At 65.0% G+C, this 13508-nt stretch carries 12 protein-coding genes and 1 pseudogene; 8 read left to right on the top strand and 5 right to left on the bottom strand.

Translation table 11 applies throughout. The annotated features are described in order from the left end of the window. Positions 1-69: 69 nt before the first annotated feature. Complete coding sequence (locus ACP7AX_RS11530; RefSeq protein WP_426226588.1) at positions 70-1017, bottom strand: metallophosphoesterase; 948 nt, start codon at positions 1015-1017, stop codon at positions 70-72. A 6-nt stretch (positions 1018-1023) separates the two neighbouring features. Then, complete coding sequence (locus tag ACP7AX_RS11525) at positions 1024-3306, bottom strand: transglycosylase domain-containing protein (RefSeq protein ID WP_426226587.1); 2283 nt, start codon at positions 3304-3306, stop codon at positions 1024-1026. A gap of 37 nt (positions 3307-3343) precedes the next feature. Between ACP7AX_RS11525 and ACP7AX_RS11520 the strand changes: the two genes are divergently transcribed. From ACP7AX_RS11520 to ACP7AX_RS11510, 3 genes are read left to right on the top strand one after another with little or no spacing between them, the layout of a single operon-like run. Further along, positions 3344-3499 (top strand): DUF4177 domain-containing protein, encoded by a 156-nt coding sequence (locus tag ACP7AX_RS11520; RefSeq protein WP_011693223.1) that lies wholly within the window; start codon positions 3344-3346, stop codon positions 3497-3499. A 2-nt stretch (positions 3500-3501) separates the two neighbouring features. Continuing rightward, positions 3502-4059, top strand: a complete 558-nt coding sequence (locus ACP7AX_RS11515) for a RidA family protein (protein WP_426226586.1) — start codon at positions 3502-3504, stop codon at positions 4057-4059. A 15-nt stretch (positions 4060-4074) separates the two neighbouring features. Continuing rightward, the gene (locus ACP7AX_RS11510) at positions 4075-4986 is read left to right on the top strand and encodes an NUDIX hydrolase (protein WP_131684445.1); all 912 of its coding nucleotides are present in this window, start codon (positions 4075-4077) and stop codon (positions 4984-4986) included. A 287-nt stretch (positions 4987-5273) separates the two neighbouring features. Here ACP7AX_RS11510 and ACP7AX_RS11505 read toward each other — a convergent pair whose 3' ends face one another. Next, complete coding sequence (locus ACP7AX_RS11505; protein WP_011693220.1) at positions 5274-5951, bottom strand: Crp/Fnr family transcriptional regulator; 678 nt, start codon at positions 5949-5951, stop codon at positions 5274-5276. 252 nt (positions 5952-6203) lie between these two features. On the opposite strand from ACP7AX_RS11505, the gene ACP7AX_RS11500 reads away from it, so the two are divergent. After that, entirely contained in the window at positions 6204-7388 is a 1185-nt protein-coding gene (locus tag ACP7AX_RS11500; RefSeq protein WP_426226585.1) for a MarP family serine protease, read from the top strand. A gap of 19 nt (positions 7389-7407) precedes the next feature. On the opposite strand, the gene aroQ is transcribed toward ACP7AX_RS11500, so the two are convergent. Next, positions 7408-7869 (bottom strand): type II 3-dehydroquinate dehydratase, encoded by a 462-nt coding sequence (gene aroQ, locus ACP7AX_RS11495; RefSeq protein WP_426226584.1) that lies wholly within the window; start codon positions 7867-7869, stop codon positions 7408-7410. A 100-nt stretch (positions 7870-7969) separates the two neighbouring features. Further along, positions 7970-9168, bottom strand: a pseudogene (locus tag ACP7AX_RS11490) (IS30 family transposase). Positions 9169-9307: 139 nt separating this feature from the next. On the opposite strand from ACP7AX_RS11490, the gene ACP7AX_RS11485 reads away from it, so the two are divergent. Genes ACP7AX_RS11485 through ACP7AX_RS11470 form a run of 4 tightly spaced genes read left to right on the top strand, consistent with a single transcriptional unit; the run spans position 9308 to position 13490 of the window. After that, positions 9308-9682, top strand: a complete 375-nt coding sequence (locus ACP7AX_RS11485; protein ID WP_426226583.1) for a hypothetical protein — start codon at positions 9308-9310, stop codon at positions 9680-9682. 3 nt (positions 9683-9685) lie between these two features. Beyond that, complete coding sequence (locus ACP7AX_RS11480; RefSeq protein ID WP_426226582.1) at positions 9686-11326, top strand: sensor histidine kinase; 1641 nt, start codon at positions 9686-9688, stop codon at positions 11324-11326. Further along, the gene (locus ACP7AX_RS11475) at positions 11323-11982 is read left to right on the top strand and encodes a response regulator transcription factor (protein WP_426226581.1); all 660 of its coding nucleotides are present in this window, start codon (positions 11323-11325) and stop codon (positions 11980-11982) included. Before ACP7AX_RS11480 ends, ACP7AX_RS11475 begins: the two co-directional genes overlap by 4 nt. Continuing rightward, positions 11979-13490, top strand: a complete 1512-nt coding sequence (locus tag ACP7AX_RS11470) for an SLC13 family permease (protein WP_426226580.1) — start codon at positions 11979-11981, stop codon at positions 13488-13490. Before ACP7AX_RS11475 ends, ACP7AX_RS11470 begins: the two co-directional genes overlap by 4 nt. Positions 13491-13508: the final 18 nt, after the last annotated feature.

Genomic DNA, 13508 nt, shown 5'->3' with positions numbered 1-13508 from the left:
TAAAACGAATGTAGTTTCCCGTAGCAACTACCCTATGCCATGGAGTGAGAGGACTCACTCGCTACGGGATTATTCGCGTGAAGTAAGTGTCAGCAGGACAGCTTCGGGCTTGCAGGCGATGCGGATGGGAGCGAAACGGGAGGTGCCGATACCGCCCGAGACGTTCACCGGCGTCGTACGTCCGTTGCTTTCCCAGTCGTTCAGGCCCTTGGCCCGCCACGTGGGGAGATCGCAGTTGGACACCAGTGCGCCGTAGCCCGGGATGCAGAGCTGGCCGCCATGGGTGTGGCCGGCGAGGAGCAGGTCCGCGCCGTCCTGGGTGAAGTGGTCCAGCACACGCTGATACGGGGCGTGGATGACGGCGACGCGGAGGTGGGCGTTTTGGTCCTGGTTGCGGGTGCCCCGGGGCCAGCCGGCGTAGCGCTCCCGCTTCAGGTGCGGATCGTCCACGCCGGAGAAATCGAACCGGATCCCGTTGAGCACTATCGACTGGTGCCGGTTGGTGAGGTCAACCCAGCCGCCCATGCCGAACCCCGAGCGCAGCCGCGGCCAGTCCAGCTCGACCGGGTTGTGCTTCGCCCTGGACGGACCCAGCAGGTAGGTGGCGGGATTCTTCAAGGTAGGGGCGTAGTAGTCGTTGGAGCCCGGAACGAACACGCCGGGAAATTCCAGCAGCGGGCGCAGTGCCTTCAGCAGCGGGTCAACGCCCTTGGCATGGCTGAGGTTGTCTCCGGTGTTGACCACCAGGTCCGGCTTCAGCGAGGCCAGCGATTCGAGCCATTGCGCCTTGGTGTCCTGCCCGGGAACAAAATGGATGTCGCTCAGGTGCAGGACCCTGAACGGTGCCTGGCCCGCGGGCAGGATGGGCAGCGTTTCCTCACGCAGGACAAACTGGTTTTTCTCCCAGAGCCCGTAGCCGAACGCGGCGAGGCCGGCCGTGGTTCCGGCGGCGGCGGTGACGGCAAAGCCGCGCCCGATGTTCCGGGCGCGGCTGGCCAAAGCAGGGCTGAATGCCATCAGCGGCTAGTCCTTCTTTTCGCTGTTGCCCGGAGCAGGATCCGCCGAAGGCGCAGTGGTGGGCGCCGGTGCAGGGGCCGGCGCCGTGGCCGGTGATGACGGCGTGTTCGGTGTTGTCCTGGCCGGTGTCCCGTTCAGCATGTTGGAGGGCGGCGCAGTGAACGGATTCGTGCCGTACGCCGGTGCCACCTGGGCCATGTACTTGGAGAACATGGGCCCGGCGATCATGTAGCCGTCAATAGCCTTGTAGAACTTGCCGTTGATTGTCAGGTTCCGGCCCGGGCGGAGCTGGTCAGCCAGCGGGTCGCCGAACCACGCCGCGGTGGACACGCCGGTGGTGTAACCGACCACCCAGGTGGAGCCGTTGGAGTCGTTGGTGCCGGTCTTGGCAGCCACCGGGAAGTTGGTCTTGGTGGACAGGCGGGGCTGGATCAGGGAACCCGAGCCTCCGTTGAGCACCTCCTGCATCGCGTAGGCGACGCCTCGGGCAACCTCGGGCTTGACGGCGTCCCGGCAGCTGGTGGACTGCGCCGGAAGCTGCGCGCCGGTCTGGTCCGTGACCGAGGTGATGGCGATGGGCTCGCAGTACTTGCCGTCATTGGCGAACGTGGCGAATGCAGAGGCCATGGTCAGCGGGGCTGTCTGGGTGGAACCGATCAGGTTGGCCAGGGTGGTCATCTTGACCTTGGGGTTGGGGTCCTCAGCCGTGGGCAGGCCACCGTGGATACCCACGGCATCCACGATCTTCTGGATACCGCAGAGGTCAACCTGTGCCGCGGACGCGAACGTTGCGGTGTTGATCGAGTTCATCAGGCCGTAGAGGACGGTCATGTTCCGGTAGTAGCCCTCGTCGGAGTTCTGCAGGTCGAAGCTGCCGGAAACCCTGGCGTCATACCAGCCCACGGTGGGCTCCGGGCAGGTGTTCTTCCACGGGAAGTTCTGTGGATACCGGCGCACGGAAGCGTTGATGTTCGCGTTGATGGTCTTGCCCTCGTTCAGCCATTGGGCGAACGTAAAGGGCTTCATGGTGGAACCGGGCTGGAAACCGCCCAGGCCGTTGAGGTCGTTGCCGTCCTTGTCCAGTTTGTCCACGTTGAAGTTCTGGGTCTGGTTGAACTTGCCCTCAACCGGCAGGAAGGACGTGTTCTGCGCCATGTTCAGGATCTTGCCGCTGTTGGGCTGCACGGAGACGATCGAGGCGCCCCAGTTGTCCGGGTTGGCGCCGGCAGCAGCGTCCGATTCAGCCTGGGCAACGTTCTGCGCGTTGACGTCCAGCGTGGTGGTGATGGTCAGGCCGCCGCGGAACACAGCATTGGTGCGCTCTTCGAGGTCGGCACCATAGGCCGGGTTGTTCAGCAGGAGGTGGAGCACGTAATCACAGAAGTACGGCGCTGTGGTGGCGTAGGCGCAGCCCTGGCGGGAGGGTGTGACCTTCGTTTCCACCGGCGTGGCCACGGCGGCGTCGTAATCGGCCTGGGTGATCTTCTGCTGGTCCAGCATCAGGCTCAGTACCAGGTCGCGGCGCTGTTGGGCGTTCTCCGGGTTGTTGATGGGATCAAAGGCGGAGGGGCTGTTGACGAGGCCTGCCAGGAGGGCGGCCTGCGGAAGCGTCAGGTCCTTGGCGGTGGTGCTGAAGAAGAACTTGGACGCGGCTTCAATGCCGTAGGCGTCGCGGTTGAAGAAGACGATGTTCAGGTAACCCTCAAGGATCTGGTCCTTGCTGAATTCCTTCTCCAGGGCGATGGCGAGCTTCATCTCGCGGAGTTTGTCGCCCACGCCCTTGTTGACACCGTTGAGCTTGATGTCCTCGTCCTTGCCGGCCGCGGCGAGGTTGGAGTTCAGGACGTTGTTCACGTACTGCTGGGTGATGGTGGAGGCACCCTGCTTGTTCCCGCGGGCCGTGCTCACAAGGGCGCGGAGGATGCCCGTGGTGTCCACGCCGCCGTGCTCGGTGAACCGGCTGTCCTCGACAGCGATGACGGCGTCCTTCATGAACGGCGAGATCTGGTCCAGGGCTACCTTGGTGCGGTTTTCCTCGTAGAGGTTCGCGATCAGGCTGCCGTCCGCGGCGAGGATCTTGGTTGACTGGCTCGGCGGGTCAACCTGCAGCTCAGCCGGAAGGGTGTCGAAGAACTCGATCGAACCGCTTGCTGCACTGCCGGAGACGGCCGCAGCCGGAACCAGCAGGCCAGCCACCAGGACACCGCAAATAGCGCTCACGCCAAGGAAGACTAAAATCTTTCCGAGGGTAGTGGCTGTGTCGAAAATGGGGTTCTTACGAGTCACCATGTTTTCCACTTTACCGGCAAGGACTAGTCTTTCTTTCATGACCAAATGGGAGTACGCCACGATTCCGCTCATTATTCACGCCACAAAGCAGATCCTGGACCAGTGGGGAGAGGACGGCTGGGAGCTTGTGCAGGTCGTCACCGGACCTGACGGCAACGGCCTGGTTGCTTACCTTAAGAGGGAGAAGCAGTAGCAATGAGCACCCCCGCAGAAACCACTTCGGGCTCTACAGATTCACAGGATTCAACCCCGGTTGCAACGCCCGTTTCGGCCGTCGAGCAACGCCTCGCCGAACTGGGACTGACCCTGCCGGAGGTTGCAGCTCCGGTAGCCGCCTACGTACCTGCCGTGATTTCCGGCAACCACGTCTACACCTCCGGCCAGTTGCCGTTTGTGAACGGCAAACTTGAGGCCACGGGCAAGGTGTCCACCGGTACCGAAGGCTACGCCGAGGAGCCCACAGTGTCGCCCGAGGACGCCCAGCGCTTCGCAGCCATCTGCGCCGTGAACGCGCTGGCGGCCGTGAAAAGCGTCATCGGCGACCTCGACAGGATTACCCGGATCGTCAAGGTTGTGGGATTCGTCTCCTCCGATCCCACCTTCACCGGGCAGCCCGGTGTCATCAACGGTGCCTCCGACCTCCTGGGACGCGTCTTGGGCGAGGCGGGGCAGCACGCCCGTTCCGCCGTCGGCGTGGCAGTTTTGCCCCTCGACTCGCCGGTCGAGGTCGAACTGATCGCCGAATTCAGCTAGGACCGGTCGCTTCCTTTGCCTCAGCTCGCCCGACGCCTGTTTGTCCTCCCGCCAGATCTTGAAGGGGCGGCACGAAGCTGGATAGACCACGGTGAGCGGACCCCGCGTGCCGCCCGCTACGCTTCCTCCGTCATCCTGCTGCGCGATTCTCCGACGGGTCTGGAAACGTGGCTCGGCTACCGGCCGGGTTCCTCGCCGCTGGGGGTGCTTGCCTTCCCCGGCGGCTCGCTGGACGCGTCCGACGACGACGCCATCGGCTGGCTGGGCCCCTCACCCCAGTACTGGGCTGAGCAGATGGGAACGGCCGACGTCGGGCTGGCGCGGCGGCACGTGGTGGGCGCCATCCGCGAACTGTTCGAGGAAACCGGGGTGCTGCTGGCCGGTCCTGACATGTCCAGCACCGTGGAAGCCACGTCAAGCCAGGAGTGGATGCGTGCCCGCGTGGCCGTAGCCGATCAGGAGAAGACGTTCAGCGAGTTGCTGTCCAAGCGCGGATTGTATTTACGGACCGACCTGCTCAAGCCGCTGGTCAACTGGCGCAGCCCGGACTTCGCGCACCACCGGTTCGACACCCGCTACTTCGCCGCCACGGTGCCCATGAACCAGCAGCCCACGCTGCTGGAAAACAAGGGCGTGTGGGGCCGCTGGGTGTGCGCCACGAAGGTGATCGCCGAACGGGACACCACCAACCTCGGCGATGAAGTGGGCCAGGAAAACACCGTTGGCCTGACCCTGAGCCAACTCCTGGTGCCCGGGTCCGAGATCATGCTCGAGAAGATGGCCGCTGCGAACGGCTGCATCGCCTACCTCAGCTACAAGCGCAAGCCGCACGTCTACCAGCCGGCGCTCGTGGAAGAGGACGGCAAGCTGATGCTCGAAGTCGAAGCCGCGAAAACCGTAGCCGGCGATCCCCAGCGCGACCGCTAACCCCGGTCACCCAGTCTGTCGGCTGTCCGTCAGCCTTCCGCCGTCGCTTAGACACGACCCATAGGGGAACCTTCGGTCGCTGAGCGACCTCTGGATCCCGATGCGCTCCTACGCGAAAGACTGCCGCCCAGCGCAAACGCTCTGACTTAATTTTATGCCCGCCTTGGCCGCGCGCCCTGGGCAGCGGACGCAGAAAGGCCCGAGGTCCGGCATCCGGAAGCGTGCGTCAAAGCGACGAAGGAGCAGCACGCGGAGGATGTCGGCCTCGGGCCGGCAGACTAGCTCGTTTAGCGGGAGCGCTGGCGGAGGCGCTGCATGTCCAGGATGACCACGGCGCGGGCCTCGAGACGGAGCCAGCCGCGCTGCACGAACTCGGCCAGGGCCTTGTTGACCGTCTCGCGGGACGCGCCCACCAGCTGGGCCAGCTCTTCCTGCGTGAGCTCGTGGGCCACCAGGACGCCGTCAGTTGCCGGGCGGCCGAAGCGGTCGGCGAGGTCCAAAAGCGCTTTGGCAACGCGGCCGGGAACATCGGAGAAGACCAGATCGGACAGGGAGTCGTTGGTGCGGCGGAGGCGGCGGGCCAGGGCCTGCAGCAGCTGGGCCGAGACCTCCGGGCGGGTGCGCAGGAGGGCGTTGAGGCTCTCGTTCTTCAGGCCGGCCAGGCGGGTTTCGGAGACGGCCGTTGCAGTGGCCGTGCGGGGGCTGGGGTCAAACAGTGCCATTTCGCCGAACAGTTCACCCGGGCCCAGGATGGCGAGGAGGGATTCCCTGCCGTCGGGGGAGGTACGGCCAAGCTTCACCTTGCCGGAGACGATGAAGTAGAGCTGGTCCCCTTGATCGCCCTCGCGGAACACTGAGGCGCCGCGGGAAAGGTCCACCTCGGTCAGCTCATCCGTCAGCAAACGGAACGCTTCGTCGTCGAGCGTGGCGAAAAGGGGCGCTCGGCGCAGTACCTCGATGTCCATAAAATCTCCTGAATAAAAGTTTCGGCTGTGGCGCTTGTGCCATTGTTTCAGAATTTTGGCGGTTCTGTGACGTACTTGGCAGCCGATTCGCCGTGAAGCGCCGGTCCGGAGGCCTGTTTGAACTGCCGGAGGACGCTTACCTCACACTGCGTGGGCTTTTACGTAGGGCTGGCCCCGGTGCGGCGGGAATCCACAGAATAATGTCAGCCAGCGCCACTAGAATTGGGAGTCAACCGTAAATAAGGAGCCTTGGTGTTTGGCTTGACCGTTCTGGACCTGGTGCTGATCCTGGCCCTGCTGTCGTACCTGATCTATGGCCTGCGCAACGGGTTTCTGGTGACACTGGGCGGAATTGTGGGTTTTGCCGCAGGCGCCGTGGCCGCCTTTTTTGCCGTTCCGCTGGTCAGCGACTTTGTGGACGACTCCGGCTGGAGGCTCACCGCAATCGTGGCCGCCGCCGTCGTACTGATGGCCGTGGGGCACGGCACGGGGACCATGATCGGGCGGAAAATCCGCGGCGCCGTGCGGATCCGGCCGCTGCGCGCAGCGGACCGGCTTATAGGCGGCGCAGCCAATGTGGTGGTCTCGGCCTTGGTCATGTCCATGCTGGCTTTCAGCATCAGCTCCCTGGGCGTTCCGTTTGTTTCCCAGCAGCTGGCTGAGTCCAAGGTCATCCGGTACATCGACGGCCTGACCCCTGTTCCGCTGAAGGCCACCATGGCCCAGCTGCGTTCAACGGTGATTGGCAACGGAATTCCCACGCTGATCGAGGGGCTGGACCAGGCCCCGCAGGTAGCAGTACCGAACGCCAGCACCGATACCGCGGCACTGAACCGGGCCGCTGAATCCGTCCTGAAAATCGCGGGAACCGCCTACCAGTGCGGCCAGAACCAGACGGGCACGGGCTTTGTGGTTTCGCCGGGCCGGGTGGTCACCAACGCGCATGTGGTGGCGGGCGTGTCGGAGCCGGTTGTCGAGCTGGCCGGCGGCGGGGCGATGCCCGGGCGCGTGGTTTACTTCGACACCAAACATGACCTCGCTGTGGTGGCCGTTGATGGACTGAGGTCAGAGCCTCTGGGACTGACCACGGACCTTCCGGCGGGCAGCCCGGCCGCGTTCGCCGGGTACCCCCACGGCGGCCCGTTCATGTCCAAACCGGCAACGGTCCAGGACATCGCCTCGGTGCTGGTCCCGGATATCTACGGGAACAACCCGTCCCCCGAGGAGATCTACCGCCTGGCAGGTGACGTCCAGCCCGGCAACTCCGGCGGTCCGCTGCTGACCACGGACGGCCTGGTGGCGGGCGTAATCTTCGCCAAGGCAACCTCCGGCACCGAGATGGGGTTCGCCATCACCATGGATGACCTCTACCCGGTGGCGTCCCAGGCCGCGGGCATGAGTGCCCCTGTTTCCTCCGGGCAGTGCATCCAGAAGTAGGCACCCAAGGGGGAGCGGGCTACAGCGTTTCGCCCAGGTAGTCGATGGCCAGCTTGTAGCCGAACACGCCAGCTCCCACGATCACCGCTGCGCAGACCGGTGACAGGAACGAATGGTGCCGGAACTCCTCGCGCTGGTGCACATTGGTGATGTGCACCTCCACTGCCGGAACCTGCACGGCGGCAAGGGCGTCACGCAGGGCAACAGAAGTGTGGGTAAAGGCGCCGGCGTTGAGCACAATTCCGACGGCGGTGCCGCGGGCTGCGTGGATGACGTCCAGCAGGACGCCCTCGTGGTTTGACTGGACGCATTCCACGGTGAATCCGTGTGCCTCACCCGTGGCGGCGGCCAACTGTTCCACATCGGCAAGGGTGGAGGTGCCGTATTTTTCCGGTTCGCGGGTACCCAGCAGGTTCAGGTTGGGTCCGTTGATGACCAGGATGGTCCCGCGGCTGTCTTCGTTGGAAGTGGCTTCAGTCATGGGTGCAAATCTAGCGCCAGAGTCATTGCCACAAGAAACGCGGGGTCACTTCCTGCCCGTTTCGGGGCCTCAAAGTCAATGGGTCGTTGCAACTTTGGGGTCAAGCTGCGTTGGCGATGAGTTGGCGCATGCGTTGTTTGGGGGTCTCGAGGTCAAGTGTTGGGCGGGGCCGGTTGTTGAGTTTGTTGGCGATGGTTTCGAGGTCCGCTGCAGTGAAGCCGGAGAGGTCCGTGCCTTTTTCGAACCAGTGGCGCAGCAGCCGGTTGGTGTTCTCGTTGGTTCCGCGTTGCCAGGGTGAGTGTGGGTCGCAGAAGTAGACCCCCGCGTCCAGGGCCATCCGATGCGGGGGTACTGCACCATTTCGGTGCCGCGGTCCCACGTGACTGTTTTGACCAGCTGGTCCGGGAGTCGGCGCATCTGGGTGATCGTGGCATCGGCGACTTCCTGGGCGGTGTGCCGGGAGGGAAGGTGCAACAGGACCGTGTAGCGGGTGCTGCGTTCGACCAAGGTGCCGATGGCGCTGCGGCCGTCCTTGCCGATGATGAGATCGCCTTCCCAATGCCCTGGCACGGCCCGGTCAGCGGCTTCGGCGGGACGTTCTGAGATCTTCGGAGCGTCCTTGTAGTGCTGGCCGGCGGCACCCCGCGGCCGCTCACCGCGGGGCGTTCGTTTGCTCCGGCTGGTGCTCAGACACCGGTAGAGATCCTTGCGTAACTCGCCCCGACCCTGGACATAGAGGCTTTGGTAGATCGTTTCATGGCTGATCTGCATGCTCTCATCGTGACCGAAGGTCTGCTTCAGAACCAAGGACACCAGCTTCGGTGACCAGCCATCATCCATGGCGTCCTCTACGTATCTGGCCAGATCCGGGTTCTGAAGCCGGAAGGGTTTGGGACGCCTGGCCCGTTGATGGGAACGAATCTGGGCCACATCGGCCTGATACGTCCCATCAGCACACGTGTTCCGCTGGATTTCCCGCCACACCACCGACCTGTCCCTGCCGATTTCCCGGGCGATCGCTGCGGCCTTGACGCCCTCGCGGACCCGGATCATGATCACCGCCCGGTCCACCAAATCAAGCCGGTTCGAGCCCGGCTGAACAGCCGGCACCGGGCCGGACTCAACGCCACCGTCAACACCCATACGCATCCGCATCCCGCCAGTTTTATCCAGCCACCGTTGCGTATTACTGCGCCACACCCCAATCCGGGCAGACGCTTCCTTCACCGACACCCCCTTCCGCAGAAGTGAAAAGAATTCATCCTTCAGCGCATCGGGCGCCCGAAAACCACTCGGCATGGCAACCTCCAGAAATCAGATGTTGCAACGACCATATGATTTTGCCGGCCTCTGTTGGGCGTGAAGTGACCCCGCGTTGATGAAGGTTTCTTCATGCCCGTTTCATGAGTCCCTCATCAGGGCCTGTAAGCATAAAGGCATGCAAATGATTCGACGCATCGCAGTCCTGGCGGCCGTACTGGTCATTCCGGTGCTGCTCGCGGTGGCAGGCAGCCTCCTCGCCGCCCCCGCAGGCCCGCCTGACATCGATTCACAGCCTGTCCTGATGGAAGCCGGTCCGGACGGCAAGCCGGCCCCCGGGCTGGAACCTCCTGCGCCGCCGGCAGCCTCCGAGCCGGGCGTCCCGGCTCCAGCTGAGCCCCTGGCCCCGCCCGCGCCGGCGGAACCACCGGCCGCGCCGGCTCCCGCCGCACCGCCCCCCGCGGCTCCGCCGCCGGCGCAGGTACCGCCGGCGCCCGTGGCACCGCCGGTTGTGATTGAAGACGATGATGACGCGTTCGATGACGGGGACTAGATGATGAACCACACCACAGCCATGCGGGAACCGGCAGCCACCGAGCAACTTCCTGCCGTTGCTTCCACACCTCAGGTTCCTGCGCGCGCCCCCCGCACCCGTGCGGCGAACAACCGCCTCGGGTCCCGGGTTCCGGCACGCTGGCGGATCGCTGGATGGATTTTGCTGACGACGGCGCTGACGCTGCTGGCCGTTCTGCTGACAGTCCGCTCGTTGATGGTGAACCAGGCCCGGGGCCAGGCGCATCAGGCAATCGCGCAGGAGATGCAGGAATTCCGGGCCTTCGCTAAGGAAGGCGTTGACCCCACCACGGCCAAACCGTTCACGTCCATAGAAAAAATGCTCGAGAGGTATCTGAGCCGGCAATCCGCGGCGTCGGGAGAGGTCATCCTTGGCAGCGTCGGCCAGCGCGTGCTGTACACGCCCAGCGGGGCAATGGGTTCGCCGGATGCGCGCCACCAGCTGCCGGCTGACACGGCATTGCTGGACGCCATCCGCGCCGGGCAGGCCTCGGCCGGGATCGCAGAGACCCCTGCGGGTGAAATGCACTGGGCCCGGTTGCCTGTTGAGTCGGGCGCCGACACGGGATATCTGATCGTCGGCGATTACATGGCCCCCCGCGAGTCGCAGGTTGCCAGCACCACTGTGACGATCTTCTTCGTATCCCTCGGCGGGCTTGCTGTCACGGCAGGTATCGCGTGGCTGGTGGCTGGGCAGATCCTCGGTCCCATCCGTGAAGTGCGCCGGGTGGCGGCCGACATTTCAGAATCGGACCTGACCGCCAGGGTTCCGGTGCAGGGCAATGACGACATCTCCGCGCTGGCACTGACGTTCAACACCATGCTGGACCGGCTGGAAGCTGCCTACCGGACCCAGCGGGCCTTCGTCGACGACGCCTCCCATGAACTCCGGACGCCCATCACCGTCATCCGCGGCCACCTGGAACTGATGTCGGACAGCCCCGCGGAGCGCCAACGGACATTGGCGCTGGTCGATGACGAACTCGGCCGGATGGGCCGGATCGTCTCGGACCTGTTGCTGCTGGCCAAGGTGGACCGCCCCGGATTCACGCAGCTGCGGAGCACGGATGCTGCCGCCTTGCTGCTGGACATCGAGGCGAAGGCACAGACACTCGGGGACCGGGGCTGGCCCATCCTGGAAATCGCCGAAGGCCACATCAGCGTGGATCCGCAGCGGATCACCCAGGCTGTCCTGCAGCTGGCCACCAACGCCTGCCAGTACTCGGCGGAAGGTACCACAGTCCGGCTGGGATCACGCTTTGAGGGTTCGGGGCAGGAACGTGCCTTCTCGGTGTGGGTGGCAGACGAAGGGATAGGCGTGAACCGTGAGGAAGCGGCGCGCATCTTCGGCCGTTTCCATCGGGGCGAGGCTGCCCGCCGGGATGACAACTCGCGGCCCGGTGCCGGCCTCGGGCTGGCAATCGTGAGCAGCATCGCCGAGGCCCACCACGGGACTGCCTGGGTACGGAGCAACGAGGGGCAGGGTGCCACGTTCGGCATAACGGTACCCGCTCCTGAACAAGGGCCCAACGGCCATGCTGAACGGGATGAAGCCCCCGACAGGACCAGGGACGCGGCACTAGAGGCACCACCAGCTGACCAGCCACAGAAAGAGAAGCCATGAGCCGGATCCTGATTGCGGAAGATGACCGTCGGATCGCCGAGTTCATTGAGAAAGGGCTGCGCGCCGCGGCGTACACCTGCCTGGTGGTGGACGACGGCGCCTCCGCCCTCCTGCTGGCACGCTCCGGTGAGTTCGACATGCTGATCCTCGACATCGGTCTCCCCACCCTCAGCGGTTTCGAGGTGCTGGAGCGGCTCCGGGGCGAGGGGTCCAAGACGCCTGTCATCGTCCTGACCGCCAGCGATTCGGTGGCGGACACCGTGTACGGGCTCGAAAGCGGCGCCAACGACTACATGACCAAGCCCTTCCAGTTCGCCGAACTCCTCGCAAGGGTCAGGCTCCGCCTCACCGACGACGGCGACTCAACGCCGGTGATGAAGCTCAGCCACGGGGACATGGAACTGGATCTCCGCAGCCGGCGCGTCCGTTGCGGGGACAGCGACGCGGACCTCACGTCCCGCGAGTTCTCCCTGCTCGAGGTCTTCCTGCGGCACCCGCGCCAGGTCATGACCCGGGAACAGCTCATTTCACATGCCTGGGACATGGACTTCGACCCGGCATCGAACGTGGTGGACGTCTACGTGCGGGCGCTCCGCACCAAGATCGGCGCGGAGCGGCTGGAGACCGTGCGCGGCGCGGGATACAGGCTCAAATGAAAACCGTCTACTACGAATCCACGCCGTGGACAGCGGAGCCGGCCGTCAAGGTCCGCGGACCGTTCCACGGTGCGCTGCGCCCCGCCGCCCTGATCTCCGGATGCGTGGCGGCAGCAGCGATGACGGCCGTGTCATTGCAGGTGGGCCACGGATCGCTGGCCCCGGAGGCCGCCGTCGCGCTGTGCATTTTTATTGCCGCCGTCTGGTTCTGGATCTTCTCGGCTGTGGAGGACACATATGTCGCATTGGGCGCCGCCGTGGCCCTCGTTGTCAGCGGGGCAATGCCCACAGAGAGTCTGTTCGACGCCCTGGGCGAAGAATCGGTGTGGCTGCTCATGGCCGCATTCGTCATCGCCAGCGCCGTGGCCTCGACCGGGCTCGCAGCACGCGGCGCTGCGTTTGTTATCACCGGGGCACGCAGTGTGCGGCAGTTGGCGCACCTGGCAAGTCTGGGCCTGGTGGTCACTGCCTTCGCCATCCCGGCGACCTCCGGACGGGCCGCGCTGGCCTTGCCCATATTCCTCGCCCTGCGTGCGGCCCTGAAGGACCGGCCTGCCGTGGTCAAAATTCTTGCCATCCTGTTTCCCACAGTCATTTTGTTGTCCGCTGTCGCGTCCTTCCTGGGTGCGGGGGCGCACCTGATCACCAGCCAGGTGCTGCAGTCCGCCGGACACGAAGGCTTCGACTTCGCCTCCTGGCTGCTGCTGGGCCTGCCGCTGGCGCTGGTCTCCAGCATGCTGGCAACCGAACTCACCGTCCGGCTCTTCACGGAACGAACGGACCGGGAAGAGCCGCTGCGGGTGGATGCAGCCAGGCTCCAGCAGGGGAGCACCACCCGCCTTCGCGGTCCCCTGGACCTGGACGAACAGCGTTCCCTGCTGCTCCTGGGGGCAGTGGTGGCACTCTGGTGCACTGAACCCATCCACGGGCTGGAGCCCGCGCTGGTGGCGCTCATCGGCGCGTTGGTGGTGTGCTCGCCGCACTATGGTTCGGTGAAGCTGGGCGCGGCCCTCAAGAAGGTGCCGTGGTCCATGCTGATCTTCATGGCCGCCACCCTGGCACTGGGCGCCAGCCTGGTGACCACCGGAGCCGCGGCGTGGCTCGCTTCCTCCCTCTTCGCACCGCTGGCAGTGCTGGGAGCGTGGAAAGGCCCGGTTTTCGTGGTGGCCGTGGTGGTGGTCTCGGCCGGGGCGCACCTGGTCATCCAGTCCCGTTCCGCCCGGTCCGCCGTGCTGATCCCGGTGGTAGTGGCATCCGCGGGCTCCATGGGAGTGGACCCGGTGGCGGTTGCTTTCGCCTCCACCGCAGCGGCCGGTTTTTGCCACACGCTGACCAGTTCCGCCAAACCCGTAGCCATGTTCGCCGAGACGGACGACGTGGCGAACTATTCCCCGGCCGACCTGCTTCGGCTGTCGGCCTGGCTCGGACCGCTCAGCACTGCCTTGGTCCTGTTTTTCAGCTTTTGGGTGTGGCCCGTCCTGGGCCTGCCCCTCTTTCCCTCCCGCTAGCCCTATCAAAAGGTGGCC

Source organism: Pseudarthrobacter sp. DSP2-3-2b1 (assembly GCF_049895945.1).
GTDB lineage: Bacteria > Actinomycetota > Actinomycetes > Actinomycetales > Micrococcaceae > Arthrobacter.
Note: the sequence above shows the minus strand (reverse complement) of the source record. Positions and strands in the feature narration are given on the sequence as shown.